The organism is Allokutzneria sp. A3M-2-11 16, assembly GCF_024213555.1.
Taxonomy (GTDB): Bacteria; Actinomycetota; Actinomycetes; order Mycobacteriales; family Pseudonocardiaceae; genus Allokutzneria.
In genome coordinates, this window is the sequence record NZ_JANAVO010000001.1 from 1,826,636 (window position 1) to 1,846,032 (window position 19,397).

The window sequence follows — 19,397 nt, forward strand, 5'->3', positions numbered from 1 at the left end:
GAATGTCCGGTCCGGAAGGAACCGAAAGCGGCACCGGCTCGTCAGAGACCGACATGGGGTCTGTGGTGAACCCGGACAACGCCGTTCTCGACACCACCGAGGACGTCGAGCGCCGCAAGCTGGTCCAGCTCTGTCTGTACGCACTCGACCGCGCGCGCAGCGCGGGCGTCGCGGACCGGATCGAGGAGGGACTGGCCGAGGTCGGCGTCGTCGCGGTCAGACCCGACGGCGAACGCTTCGACCCCGCGCACCACGAGGCGGGCGGCACCCTGCCGACCGACGACCCCGACCTCGACGGCCTCGTCGCCGAGACCGAGGTCGTCGGCTTCACCGACAACGGCCGGTGGCTGCGCGCCCCGATCGTCACCGTCTACACCAGGCGAAGCGGAGCCAGCGAAGCGTGAGCACCACCGGCGTGCCCCTGCCCAAGCTCGTCGGGCAGACCCTGGAACGAGTCGTCGACCTGCTCCGCGAGTCCGACGCGGACGCCGCCGACTGGGTGCGCTCCACCCGCGAGGCCGCGCAGGAGGTTCCCTCCGTCGTGGTCGTCGGCGAGACCAACCGCGGGAAGAGCTCGCTGGTCAACGCGCTACTGGCGATGCGGAGCGTGTCGCCGGTGGACGCCGACGTGGCGACCGCGACCTACCTGGTGATCAAGCAGGGACCGGAGTGGGCCGGGCGCGCCTGCTACGCCGGCCAGGTCCCGCCGGTGTCGTTCCCCATCGACGAACTGCACTACTGGGTCTCGGCGCAGGCGGAACTGCCCGAGGGCCAGCTGCCGCCGCGCTACGTGGAGATCGAGGCGCCGATCCCGGTGCTCCGCTTCATGTCCATTGTGGACACTCCGGGCGTCGGCGGGCTGGACTCGATGCACGGCGAGCTGGCGGCCGAGGCCGCGTCCAACGCCACCGCGCTGCTCTTCGTCGTCGACGCCTCCGCGCCGTTGACCGCGGGCGAACTCCGCTTCCTGCAAGAGGTCGGCGAACGCGTCGAGACCGTTCTGTTCGCGCTGACCAAGACCGACCAGCACCGCGGCTGGCGCCAGGTGCTCGAAGCCAACCGCCAGCTGCTGCTCGAACACGCGCCCCGGTTCGCCGACACCGACTTCTACCCGGTGTCCTCGCGGCTGTTCGAGTTCGCGGGCAACGCGCCGAACGAGCAGGCCGCGACCATGCTGCGCGAGCAGTCCGGGATCGCCACCCTGCAAAGCGCGCTCCAGCGCGTCGTCGTCGGCAGCGCCGCGATGCTCGGCGAGGCCAACGCGCTGCGGGCCTCGGTCACCGCGCTCGCCGAGTCGCAGTCCAAGCTCCAGGCCGAACAGCGCGCGCTGAGCACCGGCGAGGACGAGGCGGACTCGCTGCGGGCGCGGCGCGACGAGCTGAACACCGAACGCCGGTCGTCCACCCGCGGCTGGCAGCTGAAGCTGCGCGGCGACATCCAGCGCACCAGGGTCGAGTGCGGCCACGAGGTCAGCAGGCAGATGCGCGACGTCTCGTCGTGGTTCCGCCGCCAGACCGACGTCGCCGACCGCGAGGCGCTTGCCAACCTCCCCGCCCAGGTGGACGCGGCGCTGCAGATGGTCTCGGGCCGGATCAGCCTGATGCTCAGCCAGCGGCTGGACCGGGTGGCGACCACGGCGCTCAGCGAGCTGTTCTCGCCGGAGGAGCTGGCCGTCATCCGCGCCCAGTTCGCCCGCGCCGGTCAGCCGCCGGTGGTGCTGCGCCCGCCGGAGCGCCGCCCCCCGACCGCCGAGGACAAGCTGCTGGTGTTCATGGGCGTCTCCGGCGGCCTCGGCCTCGGCCGGGCCGTCGCGATGATGCCGCTCGCCGGGGTGGGCGTCGCGCTCAGCAGCGCCATCGTGCTGCCCGCGACCATCGCGATCGGCCTCGGCGCGGGCTGGTGGATGGCGCGCACCCGCAAGCACGCCGCGGACAAGCAGTACTTCAAGCAGTGGATCACCGAGGCCATCGCCGACGGGCGCTCCACCATGGACCAGCTCGTCTCCGAACAGCTCATCGAGGCCGAGCAGCAGCTCACCCTCGCGCTGGACGACGCCCTGCTCAAGCGGGTCAACTCGATCGACGAGGAACTGCGCGAGGTGGACAAGGCGCTGCGGATGGACGCCGCCGAGCGCGGGCGCCAGCTCCAGGTCGTCAACCGCCGCCTCGCCGACGCCAACGGGGCGTTGCAGCGGTGCGAGCAGCTGCTCGGCCTGATCCGCCAGCACCACCGGCAGTCGGCCTAGACAGATCTTCCTTAGACAGATCTGCCTTGGACCACAACGAATCCGAGCCGCTCGTACAACCGGCGGGCGGCTCGGTTGTCCTCGGTGACGGCCAGGTTCAGCGAGGTGTGCCCGAGGTCGCCGAGCGCCGCCATCACCGCGTTGACCAACCGGCTGCCCAGCCCCTTGCCGACGTGCTCCGGCGCGGTGAACAGGTAGGCCAGCAGCGGCCCGTCCTTCCACAGGGTCACCAGCGCGCCCGCGATGAGCCGGTCCTCGTGCGCCAGGACGTACGAGGCGTCCAGCAGCGGCGGTCCGTAGGTCCCGTCGAAGACCCGGCCCATCTCCTCGGCCGCCTCCTGAGGGGAGGTCCCGACGTCACCGTCGTCGGGGGTGCCCCGGTAGGCGCGCAACGCGAGGTCGCCGAGCTCCGGGGCGTCCTCGGGGCGCGGGTGCCGGAACGCGGGATCGATCGGCCGCGTCGGGCGCGGGAGCACCACCTGCAACCTGCTGCGCTTGGGTCCTGCGGTCACCGGCGAAGCCTCCCATCAGGGTGAGCGGAAGGTCCCGCGCTTTTCGTGGGAACCGAGGCGGCCTACCTTGAGTCTCACCTGCAGTCAACATGCGAGCTTGGATGGGGGGATTCCCGGTGTACATCGAGGAGACCGGTGGGACCGACGGTGACATCAAGGTCAGCGTCGACGGCGACGAGTACACCGCCGAAGCCACCAGCGACCTGAACAACGACGGCATCGAGGACACCGCGATGGTGTCCACGGACGACGGCTACCTCAGCTTCACCGACACCAACAACGACGGCCGTGCCGACATGATGCGAACCCTGAACGAGAAGGGCGACGTCGTCAGCAGCGCGAAGTTCGACGGTGCCACCGGCGAGTGGGTCTCGGAGCAGAAGGGCGGCGGCCGCGGACCCGACGAGCGGCAGGGCCTCTACGGCGCGGGCTCGGGCATGGTCGTGCACGGCCCGGACGGTGACCACCGGGTGGAGGGCCAGCTCGTCGACACCAACAACGACGGCAAGGGCGACACCGTCACGGTGACCGACTCCCAGGGCAACACCGTGATCTACGCCGACACCGACGGCGACGGCGACGCGGAGCTGTCCACCACGATCACCAAGGACGGCCAGGTGATCGTGAAGGAGAACACCAAGGGCAACGACTGGGTCGTGGTCAACGAGGAGAAGCTCGGCGCGGTCGGCGACGGCGAGGTGCAGGCGGCGACCAGCACCGAGGAGTCCGAGTCCTTCGACAACGGCTGGGGCCTGAACGAGGAGGCCGAGCCGGTCGAGCGGCCGTCGGAGAACAAGACCATCAAGGTGGACCCGAAGAGCGGCCAGTGGGTCGGCGACACCGGCCTCCCGCCGAACGCGCCCACCCCGCAGGAGCCGCGCTGGAAGTAGTGCTCCGCGACACCGGCCCCGCCGTCCCGATCAGGGAGGGCGGGGCTTTTTGTTGGCAGCCGCAACGAGAAGTCCTTTCGTCGCGGATCACACGTGACCAACATCGCGCCCAATGTGACCGACCACATTTGCCTGTCACCCGTTTACCGGCGCCCATTCGGGGCTGAATCGATTCCCTGATCGGTTATGTGAGGGAACCGACAACAGGCATGGGGCTAGCCGTTGGTGGGTACCGCTAGCCTCACAGGCATCCCTTTTTCTTCCACGCCCCTCCTCAGGGCGTGGCGCAGCTTTTTCTCAATTCGCCCGGCTACCCCGGCCCCGGCGTTGAAGGAACGGGCACCCGCCCAGCTAGGAGACGAGCGCGATGACCGCACTGGCTGTTCCCGGTCTCGACCAGGCCCCGACCAACCACCCGCGCCTGCTGTCCTGGGTGCGGGAAGTCGCCGAGCTCACCACGCCCGAGCGGGTCGTCTGGTGCGACGGTTCGGACGAGGAATGGCAGCGCATGACCGAGCAGCTGGTCCGCGCGGGCACCTTCGTGCCGCTGAAGCAGAAGCAGAACTCCTTCTGGTGCGCCTCGGACCCCTCCGACGTGGCCAGGGTCGAGGAGCGCACGTTCATCTGCTCGGTCGACGAGGCCGACTCGGGGCCGACGAACAACTGGATGCCGCCGTCGGAGATGAAGTCCCTGATGACGGAGCTGTACCGGGGTTGCATGCGCGGTCGCACCATGTACGTCATCCCGTTCTGCATGGGCCCGCTGACCGCGGAGAAGCCGATGCTGGGCGTGGAGATCACCGACTCCGAGTACGTCGTGGTGTCGATGAAGATCATGACCAGGATGGGCGACAAGGCGCTGGCCCGCTTCGGCGAGGACGCGGACTTCGTGCCCTGCCTGCACTCCATCGGCGCCCCGCTGGAGCCGGGCCAGCAGGACGTGCCGTGGCCGTGCAACGAGACCAAGTACATCAGCCACTTCCCCGAGGAGCGGGCCATCTGGAGCTTCGGCTCCGGCTACGGCGGCAACGCCCTGCTCGGCAAGAAGTGCTACTCGCTGCGCATCGCCTCCTCGATCGGCCGCAACGAGGGCTGGATGGCCGAGCACATGCTGGTGCTCAAGCTGACCTCGCCGGAGGACAAGGTCCACTACGTCGCCGCCGCGTTCCCCTCGGCCTGCGGCAAGACCAACCTGGCGATGCTGGAGCCGACCATCCCGGGCTGGAAGGTCGAGACCCTCGGCGACGACATCGCCTGGATGCGCTTCGGCGAGGACGGCCGCCTGTACGCGGTGAACCCGGAGAACGGCTTCTTCGGCGTCGCGCCCGGCACCGACTGGAAGACCAACCCGAACGCGATGCGCACCATCGCCAAGGGCAACAGCCTGTTCACCAACGTCGCGCTGACCGACGACGGCGACATCTGGTGGGAGGGCATGGGCGAGCCGCCCGCGCACCTGACCACCTGGAAGAAGAAGGACTGGGCGCCGGGCGACGAGGAGCTGACCTCGCACCCGAACTCCCGCTACTGCACGCCGATCGACCAGTGCCCGATCACCGCCCCGGAGTGGGACGACCCGCAGGGCGTGCCGATCTCGGCGATCCTCTTCGGGGGACGCCGCAAGACGACGATCCCGCTGGTCACCGAGTCGCGCGACTGGCAGCACGGCGTGTTCATGGGCGCCACCCTCTCCAGCGAGACCACCGCGGCCGCGACCGGCCAGGTCGGTGTCGTTCGCCGCGACCCGATGGCCATGCTGCCGTTCATCGGCTACCACGCCGGTGACTACTTCCAGCACTGGATCGACATGGGCAAGCGCGCCGACGCGGCGAAGATGCCCAAGGTCTTCTACGTGAACTGGTTCCGCCGCGATGAGGACGGCGGCTTCCTGTGGCCCGGGTTCGGCGAGAACTCGCGCGTGCTGAAGTGGGTCATCGAGCGCATCGAGGGCAAGGCCGCGGCGAACGAGACCGCGATCGGCCACGTGCCCACCGCCGAGGCGCTCGACCTGACCGGTCTGGACATCGACGCCGCGGACGTGGACAAGGCCCTCGCGGTGCACGCCGACGAGTGGCGCGCGGAGATCCCGCTGATCGAGGAGTGGTTCGCCAAGATCGGCGACAAGGTGCCGAGCCTGCTCCGCGACGAACTGGCCGCGCTGAAGCAGCGATTGGGCTAGACCAATTCGAAGAAAGGCCCCGAATCCGCTTTGCCGGGTTCGGGGCCTTTCTTTGTGCTTTTCGCCTCAGCGCTTCACGTGCGTCCGGAGGAATTCGATGTCCGCCGCTTGGCCGTCACCGGGCGTCTCCAACACGATCGGCGCACCGGCGGTGTCGCAGACCGCGACGAGCACTTCCGGCTCGATCGTTCCGGAACCGATGTTGGCGTGCCGGTCCCGCGCCGAGTTGAAAGCGTCCCGCGAGTTGTTCAGGTGCACCAGGTCGATTCGCCCGGTAATGCCCTTCACCCGCTCCACGATGCCGGGCAGCTCCTCGCCCGCGGCGAACGCGTGGCAGGTGTCCAGGCAGAAGCCCGCGCCGAACTCGCCGACGGCCTCCCACAGCCGCGCCAGCATGTCGAAGCGGCGGGCCATGGCGTTGTCGCCGCCCGCGGTGTTCTCGATCAGGATCGGCACCGCGAAGCCGCCGGCCTCGGCCTGGCGCTCGAAGAGCTTGCGCCAGTTGGCCAGTCCGGCCGCCGGGTCCTCGCCCTTGGTCACGTGGCCGCCGTGCACCACGAGCCCGGAGGCGCCGATCTCGGCCGCCGCCTTGGCCTGCTGCGCCACCGACTTGCGGGACGGGATCCGGATGCGGTTGTTCAGCGACGCCACGTTGATGACGTACGGCGAGTGGACGAAGACCTCGACACCGGCCTCCCGCAGCTGTTCGCCCTGCGGGTGCGGGACCGGAGCGGCCCAGCTCTGCGGGTCGGACAGGAAGAACTGGACGACCTCTGCACCGAGCCGCTGTGCGGTGGACAACGGGTCCTCGGCGCCGACATGGGCCCCAATGCGCATGAACACGAGGGTAGTAGGCCGAACGGGTAGTCCGGGCCGTGGCCGGGTAACAAGCGGGAAGCCGGGAAGATCTCCCCAGTGACATGTCTCAGTGACGGCGTCACCTTCGCCGTCCTCCGTCGTTGGACTTGGTGACGTTACCGATCGGTACGCACCGGAGGGGTGGCCATGCGCCTGCAGCAGGCTCTGCGGATCTCCGTGGTGGCCGTCGTCCTCGGCGGCGCCATGAGCACCGGGCTCGCCGCAGCCGCTGCCGCCGAGCCGATCGTGGTCGGCGACTGCAAGGCCACCGTCATGGGCACCCCGGGTCAGCCGGTCTCGCTGAACCCCGGCGCGATCGCCGCTCCCGTCGTGAACCTGGTCCGCGCGGTGCCGCTGCTCGGCCCGCCGATCGCGGGCGAGGCGGACAAGGCGATCCGGCGGCTGCCGCCGATCCCGATCGGTGCCGTGCCGAACGCTTCCGGCGGCTACATCGGCGGCGGGCAGATCGCGAGCGCCGTCATCGACAAGATCGACGACATCCCGCTGCTCGGCCCCGTGCTCGGCGCGGTCCTCGACGGCGTGCGGCGGACACTGACCGCGGGCTGCGGCGTGACCACCCAGCTGGTCAACGCCGCGAGCAAGCCCGCCCAGGACGGCACCGGCGCCATCGCCGACGCCTCGCAGCGGCTCACCGGCGGGGGACCGACCCCGGCCCCGGAGCAGCCGCCCAAGCCGAACCCCGGCCAGCAGCCGGGTCAGCCCGGTCCGGGCCACCAGACCCCGCCCCCGCAGCTCCAGCCCGGCGCGCACCCCGGGGCCGGTGGGCTGCCGGACTTCCAGCTGCCCCTGTGGCCGCCGACCGGCTACTTCGACTTCGGCAGGGTGCCGCTCTACGACTACTCGAACCTGCCGGTGGCGATGCCCGGCGGGCTCGGCGCGCTCGCGCCGGGACTGCGCTACGGCCAGAACGTCCCCGGCTACGACCCCGTCTTCGGCAGGCTCGGCGAGCCGGACGAGGACGGCGTGCGCTCGGCCGGGCAGGCTTCGGCGCTGCCGTCCGGCCAGTCCGGCCGCGTGGCGGGTCCGGTGCTGCTCGCGGCGCTGGCGCTGTCCTGCGTGACGGCGGCCCTGGTCCGCACCTGGGCCCTGCGCAGGCTCCCGGCCTGACCGGGGTGCGCAGCGGCACACCCGGCCGGTTACAACTCTGTCGGGGGTGCTTGTTAGGCTCCTCGGGTTGCTGACGCGACGACCCTCCTGCCACGGAACCGCCGTGGCCACCAAGCCCACAGGAGGTGAGTGGTCTTCATGCGTCACTACGAGATGATGGTCATTCTCGACCCGAACCTCGACGAGCGCACCGTCGCTCCGACCCTTGACACCTTCCTCAACGTGATCCGCACCTCTGGCGGCAACGTGGAGAAGGTCGACGTCTGGGGCCGTCGTCGTCTCTCCTTCGAGATCAAGAAGCAGGCCGAGGGCATCTACGCCGTCCTCGACATCAACTGCGAGACCGCTGCGGTCAAGGAGCTCGACCGCCAGCTGTCGCTGCAGGACTCGGTCCTGCGGACCAAGGTCCTGCGCCGCGAGTCCGCGAAGAAGTAGTCCTAGGACGGAGATCTCGACACCATGGCTGGCGAGACGACGATCACGGTGGTCGGAAACCTGACCGCCGACCCCGAACTCCGCTTCACCCAGTCCGGCGCGGCCGTTGCCAGCTTCACCGTGGCATCGACCCCGCGAACCTTCGACAAGCAGTCGGGGGAATGGAAAGACGGGGAAGCGCTGTTCCTGCGGTGCAGCATCTGGCGACAGGCCGCCGAGAACGTGGCCGAGTCGCTGACCCGTGGCATGCGCGTTGTCGTGCAGGGACGCCTCAAGCAGCGGTCTTACGACACGCGCGAGGGCGAGAAGCGCACGGTCTACGAGCTTGAGGTCGAGGAAGTCGGCCCCTCGCTGCGCTACGCCACGGCGAAGGTCAACCGGGTGAGCCGCGGAAGCGGCGGCGGTGGTGGTGGCCAGGGAGGCGGCGGCGCTCCGGCCGACGACCCGTGGGGCTCCGCGCCCGCCGCACCCGCCGCGAGCGGTGGCTACAGCGATGAGCCCCCGTTCTGACCTCGCTGACCTCGGGTCCGGCACCGCATTTCCAGACTGAAACCTGAACCACATCTTGTGAGGACCACACATGGCCAAGCCGCCTGTGCGCAAGCCGAAGAAGAAGGTCTGCGCCTTCTGCAAGGACAAGAAGAAGGGCAACCTCGCCCTCATCGACTACAAGGACACGACGCTGCTGCGGAAGTTCATCTCCGACCGCGGCAAGATCCGTGCCCGTCGCGTCACCGGTAACTGCAGCCAGCACCAGCGCGACGTCGCCACCGCGGTGAAGAACGCCCGCGAGATGGCGCTGCTGCCGTACACCTCGACCGCCCGCTGATCCGGCCAAGGAGAGAGTCAGATGAAGCTCATCCTCACCGCTGACGTGAGTGGCCTCGGCGGTCCCGGCGACATCGTCGAGGTCAAGGACGGCTACGGCCGCAACTACCTGCTCCCGCGCGGGCTGGCCATCCTGGCCACCAAGGGTGCGGAGCGTCAGGTCAAGACCATCCAGCGTGCTCAGGAGGGTCGCCGCATCCGCGACCTGGACCACGCCAAGGAGGTCAAGGCCAAGCTCGAGGGCCTCGGCGCCGTCGAGTACAAGGGTCGCGCCGCGGCCGGCTCGAAGAAGCTGTTCGGCTCGGTCACCGCGACCGACGTGGTCGCCGCGGTCAAGGCCGCCGGTGGCCCGCTGCTGGACAAGCGCGCCGTCGAGCTCTCCGGTCACATCAAGACGACCGGTAAGCACGCGGTTGCCGTCCGGCTGCACCCGAACGTCACCGCCTCGGTCAACCTCCAGGTGACCGCGGGCGAGTAACACCGCGAGTGCCGCCCGCCACGAGTGATCACCGGTGGGCGGCACTTTCGCACTGCGCCCGTGGACAACGTGCATGGGTATGTGTGACCGGCGTCGCAGGGCCGACGTTCCGTTTTTCACATTTGCTCCACAGGGTCTGACCTGGGTGTTTCACGACCGGTGGAGGGGTTGTCCCCAAGTAATCCCCAAGGGGCGACCGCGGCTGTGGCCGGGTGCGCACAGGCAATCCCCAGCTTGTCCACAGCTCTGTCCACAGGAGGAGGCGTCCGGTGGCACTGGCCGACGACCGCGGAGGACCGCCGTCCGGCAGTCCCTTCGAACGTCAACCTCCCCAGGACCTCGCCGCCGAACAGTCCGTGCTCGGCGGCATGTTGCTGTCCAAGGACGCCGTCGCCGACGTGGTCGAGGTGGTCCGCCCGGACGACTTCTACCGGCCCGCGCACCAGTCGATCTACGACGTCATCCTCGACCTGTACGGGCGGGGCGAGCCCGCCGACGCGATCACCGTCTCCGCCGAGCTGGAGAAGCGCGGCGAGCTGATGCGGGTGGGCGGCGCGCCGTACCTGCACACCCTGATCGCCACCGTGCCGACCGCGGCGAACGCCAGCTACTACGCGGAGATCGTCTCGGAGAAGGCGGTCCTGCGCAGGCTGATCGAGGCGGGCACGCGCATCGTGCACCTGGGCTACCACGGTGCCGAGGGCGGTGAGCTGGACGAGGTCGTCGACCGCGCGCAGCAGGCGATCTACGAGGTCACCGACCGCAACACCACCGAGGACTACGTGGCGCTGGAGGAACTGCTCCAGCCGACCATGGACGAGATCGACGCGATCGCCTCGCGCGGCGGTGTCGCGCTGGGCATCCCCACCGGCTTCGTCGACCTGGACGCGGTGACCAACGGCCTGCACGCGGGCCAGATGATCATCGTCGCGGCGCGGCCCGGTGTCGGCAAGGCGCTCGCGCTGGACACCCCGCTGCCCACGCCCTCCGGCTGGACCACGATGGGCGGTGTCGCCGTCGGCGATGCGCTGATCGGCGCCGATGGCAGGCCGACCAGGGTGGTCGCGGCGACCGAGGTGCTGACCGGGCGCCCGTGCTTCGAGGTCGAGTTCGGCGACGGCACGGTGATCGTCGCCGACGCCGAGCACCAGTGGGCGATCGGTGCCGAAGTGCGGACCACTGCGGAGATCGCGGCCTCGATGCGCCGCGGTGTGGTCAGTTCCGTGGTCAACACGGCCGCGTTGGAGCTGCCGGAGTCGGCCGAGCTGCGCGCCCCGTACGCGTTGGGCGTCGCGCTCGCCGGGGGCAGCTCCGATCCCGAGATCACCATGTACGCGGAGGCCGATCCCGACATCTCCGTGCCCTACCTGCGCTCTTCGGAGGCTCAGCGCCGGGCGGTGCTCGCGGGCATGCTCGACGTCGCGGGTTCGGTCGACGACAACGGTTCCGTCCGTCTGCCGTTGGGCGAGGACGCCCGCGAACTCGTGCAGAGCCTCGGCTACGACTGCGCTCCGGGCGAGGACGTCGTGTTCAGCACCGACGACGACGTGTTCCGCGTCGAGCGGAAACATTTGGTGCACAAGGAACTCCGGCCCGCGAAGCGCGGGGTTCGGGCGATCGTGGACGTGCGCCCGATCGCGAGCGTGCCGGTCCGCTGCGTCGAGGTCGACGCGGCCGACCACCTGTACCTGGCGAGCGCGGCGATGATCCCGACGCACAACTCCACGCTCGGGCTGGACTTCGCCCGCTCGTGCTCGGTCAAGCACGGCATGACCAGCGTCATCTTCTCGCTGGAGATGAGCCGCACCGAGATCGTCATGCGCATGCTCTCCGCCGAGGCCCGCATCCGGCTCGGCGACATGCGCGGCGGCCGGATGACCGACGACGACTGGACGCGGCTGGCCAGGCGGATGAGCGAGATCAGCGAGGCCCCGCTGTTCATCGACGACTCGCCGAACATGACCATGATGGAGATCCGGGCGAAGGCGCGGCGGCTCAAGCAGCGCAACGACCTCAAGCTCGTGGTGCTGGACTACATGCAGCTGATGTCCTCGGGCAAGCGCGTCGAGTCCCGGCAGCAGGAGGTCAGTGAGTTCTCCCGGCAGCTCAAGCTGCTGGCGAAGGAGATCGAAGTCCCGGTGGTCGCGATCAGCCAGCTGAACCGTGGTCCGGAACAGCGCACCGACAAGCGCCCCATGCTCTCTGACCTGCGTGAATCCGGTTCCCTGGAACAGGATGCGGACATGGTCATCCTGATCAACCGTCCCGACGCGTGGGAGCGCGACGATCCGCGCGCGGGTGAGGCGGACCTGATCCTGGCCAAGCACCGTGCCGGTCCCACCAGCACGATCACCGTGGCGCACCAGCTGCACTACAGCCGTTTCACCGACCTCGCCCAGAGCTGACGTGCCGCACGAGTGGTTCATCGAGCCGCGTGAGTACGCGCGTCACGAGGAGCGCCGGGGCAGGAGGTTCGCCTTCACCCACCTCACACCGACGCGCACCGCGTTGGTGGTGATCGACATGGTGCCGTTCTTCGTGGCGCAGAACCCTTACTGCCAAAGCATCGTGCCCAATATCAACCGCATCGCCGACGCCCTTCGCGACGCGGGTGGCGCGGTGGCGTGGGTGCTCCCGGCGGTGACCGAGCGGACCGCGCTGGACGACGAGTTCTACGGCCCGGCGGTCGCGGAGATGTTCCGGACCTCCGGTGGGACAGGGCCGCTGCCGGAGCGCTTGTGGTCGGACTTCGCGCCGCACGGCGATGACCTGTTCGTGGAGAAGTCGGCCGCGAGCGCGTTCTTCCCGGGGCGTTGTGTGTTGCCGGAGTTGTTGGGGCAGCGCGGAATCGACACGGTGCTGATCACCGGAACGGTCACCAACGTGTGTTGCGAGTCGTCGGCGCGGGATGCGAGGACCCTCGGGTATCGGGTGATCATGGTGGCTGACGCGAACGCGGCGCGGCGGGACCAGGACCACAACGCCTCGCTGCACACCGTCTACCGGACGTTCGGCGACGTGCGCCCCACCGACGAGGTGCTCGAGCTGATCTCGGGGGAATAGCTCCGCGCGGTGCGAAGTTGCCGCTGTCATGGGGATCTTCACGGCGGCGGACGGGACCACGCTCACCTACCGGGAGGTCGGCGAAGGGCCGGTCGTGGTGATCGCGCACGGGCTCCTGGCGACGGCGGAGCACTGGGACTCGGTCGCGAAACCGTTGGCGGAGCAGGGTTTCCGCGTTGTGGTCGGCAACCGCAGGGGGCGGGAGCCAAGTGGAGCGCTCGGGGCGGACTACAGCCTGGCGACGGAGATCTCCGATCTGCACCTACTACTTGACGACGTCGGTCAAGGAGCGGCGTTGTTCGGGCACAGCTATGGCGCCTGGCCCGCGTTGCACGTCGCCGCCGAGCGCGATGACCTGCGCTCCTTGGTTCTCTACGAGCCCCCGCCGGGGGAGGGCAAGTTCGGCGGAGCGGCGCTGCCGAAGGTTCGCGCGGCCGTGGAACGCGGTGACCTCGACGAAGCGATGACGATTCTCGTCACGGAGGTGTCACCGTACGAGGGGCAGGGCGGTGTCGCGGCGTACCGGGCAACGGAGATGTGGCGCAGCCAGCTCGCGCTCGTCCCGGCTGCGGCCGAGGAGCTGGGCGTGATCGACGCGCACGTGCCGGACTATCCGAAGTACGGCTCTCTTTCCGTTCCCACAACGGTTTTCGTCGGTGAGCGGTCGCGCGGCAGGCGTCCGTTCGGAACGGCGACGGCGGCGGTGGCCGCGGCGATCCCGGGCGCTCGGCTCATCGAACTGGTCGGGCAGGGGCACCTCGCGCACGTGGAGGCGCCCGTGTTGCTGGCCAAGCACATCGCCGACGCGGTGACCTGATTCGCGAAGCTGTCGCAAAGCCGCCAGACACAGGAGAGCGCGGCTGATGGGGTGTATTCCATGCCCACCGCAACGCTCACCCGGAACTGGCCTGCTGTCTTCTCTGTGATGATGGGGATCTTCTCCATTGTCACCACCGAGATCCTGCCGATCGGACTGCTCACGTCGATCGGTTCGAGTTTCGAGATCTCCGAAGGTGTCGCGGGCCTGATGATGACCATGCCGGGGATTCTCGCCGCGGTTTCCGCTCCGGTTCTGACCGCGGCTACGGGGCGCCTCGATCGGCGAACGATGTTGTGCGCGCTGATGTTCGTGCTCGCGATCGCGGATTTCCTGGCTGCGGTTGCGCCGAACTACTGGGTGATGCTGTTCTCCCGGGTTCTGGTGGGGTTGGTGATCGGCGGCTTCTGGTCGATCGGTTCCGGACTGGCCGCGCGGTTGGTGCAGGAGAATGCGGTGGGCCGGGCGACCTCGGTGATCTTCTCCGCCGTTCCGCTCGGCTCGGTCCTTGGCGTTCCCGCAGGTACGTTCGTCGGCCAGGTCGCGGGCTGGCGGAGCGCCTTCGTCGTGATGGGCCTGCTGACGATCGCCGTGCTCGCCGCATTGATGTGGTGGATGCCGCCGTTGCCCGCGATCCAGGTGACCCGCCTCGGCGTGCTCCGCGAACTCCTGCGTCGGCGGGACATTCGAATCGGGCTCGTGGTGACGGCGTTGATCGTGACCGCGCACTTCGCGACCTACACCTACATCACGCCGTTTCTTCAGGAAGTGACGAGGACGGATTCGGTCACGCTCTTCCTGCTCGTGTACGGCATGGCCGGAGTTGTAGGTAACTTCCTCTCCGGAGCTTCTCGCCACATGTTCGCGATCAGCGGTTTCATGATCGCGCTCGCGACGTTGGTCCTGCCTGTCGCCGGAAACTCGGAAATCGGCGCGCTCGCACTGCTCATCATTTGGGGACTCGGCTACGGAGCCGTTCCGGCGTGTTCCCAGAAGTGGTTCGCGGCGGCCGCGCCGAATGCGCCGGAAGCCGCCACCGTGCTGTTCACGTCGTCGTTCCAGGCGACGCTCTCCGCCGGGGCACTGCTCGGCGGCCTTGTCGTGGACGCCACGTCCACCGCCACCGTCATGGCCCTCGGCGGCGTGCTGGCGTTGCTGACGGTCGCGACGCTGCTACTCGCAGACCGCCGCGCATGAGTCCATTGTGGACACTTGTTTTTCCCTGCTGCGCAACGTTTCCGGGAGCAACCTGCGCGGTCCGGGGCCCTGCTCGCCGAGCACGTCGCGCGGGTTGGACAGGTGGCAGGTCTTCAGCGAGAGGCAGCCGCAGCCAATGCAGTCGCTGAGGTTGTCGCGCAGCTGCACGAGCTGCTCGATCCGCGTGTCCAGCTCGGAACGCCACTCGGCGGACAGGTGCGCCCAGTCCTCCGGCGTCGGGGTGCGCTCGTCCGGCAGCGACGCGAGCGCCTCGCGGATGACCTCCAACGGCATCCCGACGCGCTGCGAGACCCGGATGAACGCGACCCGGCGCAGGGTGTCGCGGCTGTACCGGCGCTGGTTCCCGGACGTGCGGCGACTGTGGATGAGCCCTTTGCGCTCGTAGAAGTGCAGGGCCGAGACGGCGACCCCGCTGCGCTCGGCGAGCTGGCCGACGGTGAGCTCGGGTGTTCGGAGCGGCACTTGGTTCACGGCCCCACTCTAACTTGACCTCAACCCCAGTTCAGGTTGTTGGCTGAAGTCATGACGTTCACCGAGCACGAACTCCGCTACCTCGCCGAGCAGGTCCTCGGCAGGCTCGCGACCGTCGACGCGCACGGGGCGGTGCAGAACAACCCGGTCGGTTTCCAGTACAACGCCGGGACCGGCACGATCGACATCGGCGGCTACAACATGGGCGCCACCCGCAAGTTCCGCAACGTGCTGGCGACCGGCCGGGCCGCGCTGGTGGTCGACGACGTCGCCTCGTTCAAGCCGTGGAAGGTGCGCGGGATCGAGATCCGGGGCCGCGCGGAAGCCTTGTCCGATCAGGAGAACACGCCCGCCGGGATGAGCGCCGAGCTGATCAGGGTTCACCCGGAGAAGATCATCAGCTGGGGTGTCGACCCCACTGCCGAGCGCATGACCAGCCGGAAAGCGGGCTGATCACCGCTAGGATCGAACCGCCTGCCCAGTCGTCGAACAGGGAGCGGTCCGTGCGGGACATCGCGGTCTTCAGCGGTAGTGCACACCAGCAGTTGGCAGCCGAGATCTGTTCGCACCTCGAAGTCCCGCTGCACCCGGTGAAGACGCAGCGCTTCGCCAACGACTGCCTTGAGGTCCAGCTCCAGGCCAACTGCCGCGAGCGGGACGTGTTCCTGATCCAGCCGCTGGTCCGCCCCGTGCAGGAGAACCTGGTCGAGCTGCTGCTGATGACCGATGCCGCGCGGGGCGCTTCGGCCGGGCGGATCACCGTGGTCATGCCGCACTACTCCTACGCCCGCTCGGACAAGAAGGACGCGCCCCGGATCTCCATCGGCGGACGCCTCGTCGCGGACCTGATGGTCGCGGCGGGGGCCGACCGGGTGCTGGCGATGACCCTGCACTCGCCGCAGGTGCACGGGTTCTTCAGCATTCCGGTCGACCACCTGCACGCGCTGCGCGAGCTGGCCGCGCACTTCCGGCAGTACGACCTGTCCAACGCCACCGTCGTGTCGCCGGACCTGGGCAACGCCAAGGAGGCCGCGCACTTCGCCCGCCTGCTCGGTGTTGCCGTTGCCGCGGGGGCGAAGCAGCGGTTCGCCGACGACAAGGTGCAGATCAGCTCGGTGATCGGCGAGGTGGCCGGGCGCGACGTGATCGTGCTGGACGACGAGATCGCCAAGGGCAGCACGGTGCTGGAACTGCTCGACCGGCTGCGCGAGCTGGGCGCCAGGTCCATCCGGGTCGCCTGCACGCACGGCCTGTTCGCCAGCGGGGCGCTCAAGCGGATCGGCGACCAGCCGGACGTGCTGGAGATCGTCTGCACCAACACCGTGCCGATCGCCGCCGACGAGCGCGGGCCGAAGCTGAAGATCCTCTCGATCGCGCCCGCGCTGGCCGAGGCGATGCGGCGGATCCACAACGGTGAGTCGGTCAGCGCCTTGTTCGACGCGCCCTGATCACAGCCTGCGCAGGGTGAAGCGGTCCGCTTTTCCTTGTCCCTCAAGCCAAACGCCCATGCGGCCGTCGAGCACGTAGCTCCCGTGCGGCGTGCGCGCGATGGTCGACGGCTGCGAGTCCGCCCACGGTTCGACCCGCCGCACGGCACGGGCATCCGTCCAGTCGCGGTCCGCGCGGAGCACGCTCACAGCGACCTTTCCATTGCCGCCAAAGGCATTGGTGACCACCGCGAGGGTGCCGTCCGGACGCAGGTCGAGCCCGTCGCCACCGGCGAGCGGTCGGTCCAGGCGCACCTCCGTGATGCGCCGCGGGTCGTCGAGCGGGATGCGCAACAGCGCGCCGGTGTCGTACCGGGTCGAGAGCAGGAAACCGTTGGGGTGCCAGACGATTCCGTTCATCCCGATGCCCGAGCTGCCCAGTTTCGGATCGCGCACCAGTACCGAGGGCCGCCCCTGCGGGTCCACCCGGTAGAGCGTGTCCGACGCCGGATCGGTGACGTAGGCGTTGCCAGCGCGGTCGATGGCGAGGTCGTTCGCGGCGTGCCTGCCGGGTCCGATCACCAGGTCGACGAGGTGCAGCAGCCTGCCGGTGGTGAGGCTGAAAATGCCTACGCCAGAAGACTTCCAGGTCGTTTCTGGGGTCGAACGGCGGCCGCTGCCCATATCGCCGAAGGCCACGAGCACCCGGTTCCGCGCCTCGTCCACGTGCACGCCGAAGGTCTGCACCATCCTCGGGTGCGCGGCGAAGGGTCGCACGCGGCCGTCCGGCCGGACCACCGAGATCGTGCCCTCGCTGATCGACGTCACCAGGAACGACCTGCGCAGCGGGTCCCAGGTGATGCCTTCGGGGAACAGGTTCTGCGCCTTCGCGGTGACGACCTCCGGTAACGAGCCCGCGGCGGCCACCGGCGCGAGGGTGACCGCCGCCGTGGCCGCGACGGCGAGCGCGAGCAGCGAACGCCGCCCCATGATCAGTTTACTCATCACAATCCGTCCTCGTAGTTGAGTAAGGACTCACAAAGTAATCAGGGTACTGATGTTCGTCAATACTCGTCCTCAACGCTGGCCTCGTACGATCGGCGCATGGGCATGCCGCTGGACGAGCGCCTCGGCGCGGACATCAAGCGCGTCGAGCACGAGCTGATGGGCGCGAAGCAGGCGGCGGTGCGCCCGGCCGGGCTGACCGTCGCCCAGTACTCCGCCCTGCTGGTGCTCGCCGGGCAGCCGGGGATCTCCGCGGCCGAGCTGGCCAGGCGCTGCCGGGTCACGCCGCAGACGATGACCACGATCCTGCGCAACCTGGAGGCGGCGGAGCTGATCATGCGCGAGCCGCACGAGCTGCACCGCAACGTGCTGGAGACGCGGCTGACCGACGCGGGCAGGCAGGCGTTCGAGCTGGCCGACCAGCGCGCGTCCGCGGTGGAGCGCAGCCTCGCGGCGGAGTTCACCGAGCGGGAGCGGGACCAGTTGCGCGCGTTGCTCGGCCGCTGTTCGAAGGTGCTGACGACTCAGCCCAGGGACTGAGTCCACTCCGCGAGCACCTGGGCGATCTGCGGCAGATCGCGATCCCCCGTGGCGGCGTCGACCACCAGCCGCTCACCCTCGTCAACGGAGGGCGCGCGGAGATCGTGCTGGTTGAGCACGTAGAACAGCCTGGTGGAGACCCAGGCCAGCCGCTTGTTGCCGTCGATGAGCGCGTGGTTGCGGGCGAGCGAGTGCAGCAGCGACGCGGCCTTCTCGTGCAGCGTCGGATAGGCGTCCTCGCCGAAGACGACCGCCTTCGGCCTGGCGAGCGCGGCTTCGAGCAGCCCCCAGTCCCGCACGTCGGGGGCGTGCCCGAGCGCGGCGTGGGCGGCGGCCAGCAGGTCGTCCAGGTCGAGGTAGTCGATCGGCTCCGCCGCGGCGTCCTCGATCACGGCGCCGTTCCGATCATGACTGATCCGATCCGGGTCGAACCGATCACTGGGCCAGGCGCTTGAGCAGCTCGGCGTCCTCGGTCACGATGCGCGCCAGCGCCGCGTCCCTGGTCGCGTTGCGACGGTTGACGTACTCGCGGATCGCCCGGCGCGCGATGTCCTGCATCGACCGGCGTTCGCGTTCGGCGGCCAGGCGCAGGGCCTCGGTCTCTTCGTCGGTGAGCCGCAGAGTCATCGCCATGCGGGAATGATACCGCGTGATACCAACCTGTATCAGCCCTCGATCGGAATGCGCCAGCGCCACTCGAACACCCGCTCCTTCCCAGGTAGATCACCTCGTCCGGTCGCCAACAGGAGCACCTGCCACGGGTCACCGCCCTCGGTCACGTGCGGCATCAGCCGGGCCAGCATCGCGCGGCAGACGTCGGCGGGCGGCTCCAGCCGGGCACCGAAAGCGGCGCAGATGTCGTGGCTGTGCAGCAGCGCCTCGCCGACGCCGATCGCCAGGTACCCGGCCGGATCGGTGGGACCGGCCGGGTGGAAGGCCCGCGCGCTGGGCGGGGCGGCGTCACCGATGACCGCGAACAGCTCGCCCGTCGCCCTGATCACCTCGATGACCTGGGCGTTCGTCGCGCCTTCCTCGACCTTGCCCCAGATCTTGAGCTGCTCCGTCGCTCGCGCCGCCAGCGAGGTGGCGTAGTAGAGCAGGTCGTCGGCCAAGTGCTCCGCGGTGTGCAGGCAGGTCCAGTCGAGCCCTGCGGCCGGGCGCGACCAGTCCTGGTCGGCGACGGAGTTCAGGCCGGTCACGCACGCTGCGAGGGCAGCGCGCAGATCGTCGGGTGTCATGGTTTCTGTCTACCTGAGCGCCCTGACAACACCTGTGGCCTATTGAGCGTTCCTGATCGTTCTGG

At 69.2% G+C, this 19,397-nt stretch carries 23 protein-coding genes; 16 read left to right on the forward strand and 7 right to left on the reverse strand.

What is annotated here, in order from left to right; all coding sequences use genetic code 11:
- Positions 1 to 2: 2 nt before the first annotated feature.
- Both grpE and NLX83_RS09195 read left to right on the forward strand, forming a co-directional pair.
- Entirely contained in the window at positions 3 to 404 is a 402-nt protein-coding gene (gene grpE, locus NLX83_RS09190; protein WP_254234403.1) for a nucleotide exchange factor GrpE, read from the forward strand.
- Complete coding sequence (locus NLX83_RS09195; protein ID WP_254234404.1) at positions 401 to 2,245, forward strand: dynamin family protein; 1,845 nt, start codon at positions 401 to 403, stop codon at positions 2,243 to 2,245. The genes grpE and NLX83_RS09195 overlap by 4 nt, the downstream gene beginning before the upstream one ends.
- 11 nt (positions 2,246 to 2,256) lie before the next feature.
- Here NLX83_RS09195 and NLX83_RS09200 read toward each other — a convergent pair whose 3' ends face one another.
- Positions 2,257 to 2,757: a GNAT family N-acetyltransferase gene (locus NLX83_RS09200; protein ID WP_254234405.1), complete on the reverse strand. Its 501-nt coding sequence runs from the start codon at positions 2,755 to 2,757 to the stop codon at positions 2,257 to 2,259.
- An 89-nt stretch (positions 2,758 to 2,846) separates the two neighbouring features.
- On the opposite strand from NLX83_RS09200, the gene NLX83_RS09205 reads away from it, so the two are divergent.
- A complete protein-coding gene (locus tag NLX83_RS09205; protein WP_254234406.1) occupies positions 2,847 to 3,647 on the forward strand; it encodes a hypothetical protein in 801 nt (266 codons plus the stop codon).
- 367 nt (positions 3,648 to 4,014) lie between these two features.
- Entirely contained in the window at positions 4,015 to 5,826 is a 1,812-nt protein-coding gene (locus NLX83_RS09210) for a phosphoenolpyruvate carboxykinase (GTP) (protein WP_254234407.1), read from the forward strand.
- A gap of 66 nt (positions 5,827 to 5,892) precedes the next feature.
- On the opposite strand, the gene NLX83_RS09215 is transcribed toward NLX83_RS09210, so the two are convergent.
- Positions 5,893 to 6,663 (reverse strand): deoxyribonuclease IV, encoded by a 771-nt coding sequence (locus NLX83_RS09215; protein WP_254234408.1) that lies wholly within the window; start codon positions 6,661 to 6,663, stop codon positions 5,893 to 5,895.
- 168 nt (positions 6,664 to 6,831) lie between these two features.
- On the opposite strand from NLX83_RS09215, the gene NLX83_RS09220 reads away from it, so the two are divergent.
- The 9 genes from NLX83_RS09220 to NLX83_RS09260 all read left to right on the forward strand — a co-directional run bounded on the left by NLX83_RS09220 (position 6,832) and on the right by NLX83_RS09260 (position 14,630).
- Positions 6,832 to 7,812 (forward strand): hypothetical protein, encoded by a 981-nt coding sequence (locus NLX83_RS09220; protein ID WP_254234409.1) that lies wholly within the window; start codon positions 6,832 to 6,834, stop codon positions 7,810 to 7,812.
- Between the two features lie 138 nt (positions 7,813 to 7,950).
- Positions 7,951 to 8,247 (forward strand): 30S ribosomal protein S6, encoded by a 297-nt coding sequence (gene rpsF, locus NLX83_RS09225; RefSeq protein WP_254234410.1) that lies wholly within the window; start codon positions 7,951 to 7,953, stop codon positions 8,245 to 8,247.
- A gap of 24 nt (positions 8,248 to 8,271) precedes the next feature.
- Positions 8,272 to 8,757, forward strand: a complete 486-nt coding sequence (locus NLX83_RS09230) for a single-stranded DNA-binding protein (protein ID WP_254234411.1) — start codon at positions 8,272 to 8,274, stop codon at positions 8,755 to 8,757.
- A 70-nt stretch (positions 8,758 to 8,827) separates the two neighbouring features.
- Positions 8,828 to 9,076 (forward strand): 30S ribosomal protein S18, encoded by a 249-nt coding sequence (gene rpsR / locus NLX83_RS09235; RefSeq protein ID WP_086818670.1) that lies wholly within the window; start codon positions 8,828 to 8,830, stop codon positions 9,074 to 9,076.
- 21 nt (positions 9,077 to 9,097) lie between these two features.
- Positions 9,098 to 9,553 carry a 50S ribosomal protein L9 gene (rplI, locus tag NLX83_RS09240; RefSeq protein WP_254234412.1) on the forward strand — a complete coding sequence of 152 codons (456 nt, stop codon included), beginning with the start codon at positions 9,098 to 9,100 and terminating at the stop codon, positions 9,551 to 9,553.
- Positions 9,554 to 9,921: 368 nt separating this feature from the next.
- A complete protein-coding gene (gene dnaB / locus NLX83_RS09245) occupies positions 9,922 to 11,958 on the forward strand; it encodes a replicative DNA helicase (RefSeq protein ID WP_441296808.1) in 2,037 nt (678 codons plus the stop codon).
- A 1-nt stretch (position 11,959) separates the two neighbouring features.
- Entirely contained in the window at positions 11,960 to 12,616 is a 657-nt protein-coding gene (locus tag NLX83_RS09250; RefSeq protein ID WP_254234414.1) for an isochorismatase family cysteine hydrolase, read from the forward strand.
- Positions 12,617 to 12,644: 28 nt separating this feature from the next.
- Positions 12,645 to 13,433, forward strand: a complete 789-nt coding sequence (locus NLX83_RS09255; RefSeq protein ID WP_254234415.1) for an alpha/beta fold hydrolase — start codon at positions 12,645 to 12,647, stop codon at positions 13,431 to 13,433.
- 60 nt (positions 13,434 to 13,493) lie between these two features.
- Positions 13,494 to 14,630, forward strand: a complete 1,137-nt coding sequence (locus tag NLX83_RS09260; RefSeq protein ID WP_254234416.1) for an MFS transporter — start codon at positions 13,494 to 13,496, stop codon at positions 14,628 to 14,630.
- Here NLX83_RS09260 and soxR read toward each other — a convergent pair.
- Positions 14,607 to 15,122 (reverse strand): redox-sensitive transcriptional activator SoxR, encoded by a 516-nt coding sequence (soxR, locus tag NLX83_RS09265; RefSeq protein ID WP_254234417.1) that lies wholly within the window; start codon positions 15,120 to 15,122, stop codon positions 14,607 to 14,609. The genes NLX83_RS09260 and soxR overlap by 24 nt on opposite strands.
- 51 nt (positions 15,123 to 15,173) lie before the next feature.
- On the opposite strand from soxR, the gene NLX83_RS09270 reads away from it, so the two are divergent.
- Together NLX83_RS09270 and NLX83_RS09275 are read left to right on the forward strand one after the other, a co-directional pair.
- Positions 15,174 to 15,575: a PPOX class F420-dependent oxidoreductase gene (locus NLX83_RS09270; protein WP_254234418.1), complete on the forward strand. Its 402-nt coding sequence runs from the start codon at positions 15,174 to 15,176 to the stop codon at positions 15,573 to 15,575.
- A 50-nt stretch (positions 15,576 to 15,625) separates the two neighbouring features.
- The gene (locus NLX83_RS09275) at positions 15,626 to 16,570 is read left to right on the forward strand and encodes a ribose-phosphate diphosphokinase (RefSeq protein WP_254234419.1); all 945 of its coding nucleotides are present in this window, start codon (positions 15,626 to 15,628) and stop codon (positions 16,568 to 16,570) included.
- Here NLX83_RS09275 and NLX83_RS09280 read toward each other — a convergent pair whose 3' ends face one another.
- A complete protein-coding gene (locus NLX83_RS09280; RefSeq protein ID WP_254234420.1) occupies positions 16,571 to 17,554 on the reverse strand; it encodes an SMP-30/gluconolactonase/LRE family protein in 984 nt (327 codons plus the stop codon). It lies immediately after the preceding gene.
- Between the two features lie 99 nt (positions 17,555 to 17,653).
- Between NLX83_RS09280 and NLX83_RS09285 the strand changes: the two genes are divergently transcribed.
- The gene (locus NLX83_RS09285) at positions 17,654 to 18,094 is read left to right on the forward strand and encodes a MarR family winged helix-turn-helix transcriptional regulator (protein WP_254234421.1); all 441 of its coding nucleotides are present in this window, start codon (positions 17,654 to 17,656) and stop codon (positions 18,092 to 18,094) included.
- On the opposite strand, the gene NLX83_RS09290 is transcribed toward NLX83_RS09285, so the two are convergent.
- Genes NLX83_RS09290 through NLX83_RS09300 form a run of 3 tightly spaced genes read right to left on the reverse strand, consistent with a single transcriptional unit; the run spans position 18,079 to position 19,332 of the window.
- Complete coding sequence (locus tag NLX83_RS09290) at positions 18,079 to 18,486, reverse strand: type II toxin-antitoxin system death-on-curing family toxin (RefSeq protein WP_254234422.1); 408 nt, start codon at positions 18,484 to 18,486, stop codon at positions 18,079 to 18,081. The genes NLX83_RS09285 and NLX83_RS09290 overlap by 16 nt on opposite strands.
- A 43-nt stretch (positions 18,487 to 18,529) precedes the next feature.
- Positions 18,530 to 18,727, reverse strand: coding sequence for a ribbon-helix-helix protein, CopG family (locus NLX83_RS09295; protein ID WP_210407816.1), 198 nt, complete (start codon positions 18,725 to 18,727; stop codon positions 18,530 to 18,532).
- A 32-nt stretch (positions 18,728 to 18,759) separates the two neighbouring features.
- Complete coding sequence (locus tag NLX83_RS09300) at positions 18,760 to 19,332, reverse strand: maleylpyruvate isomerase N-terminal domain-containing protein (protein ID WP_254234423.1); 573 nt, start codon at positions 19,330 to 19,332, stop codon at positions 18,760 to 18,762.
- Positions 19,333 to 19,397: the final 65 nt, after the last annotated feature.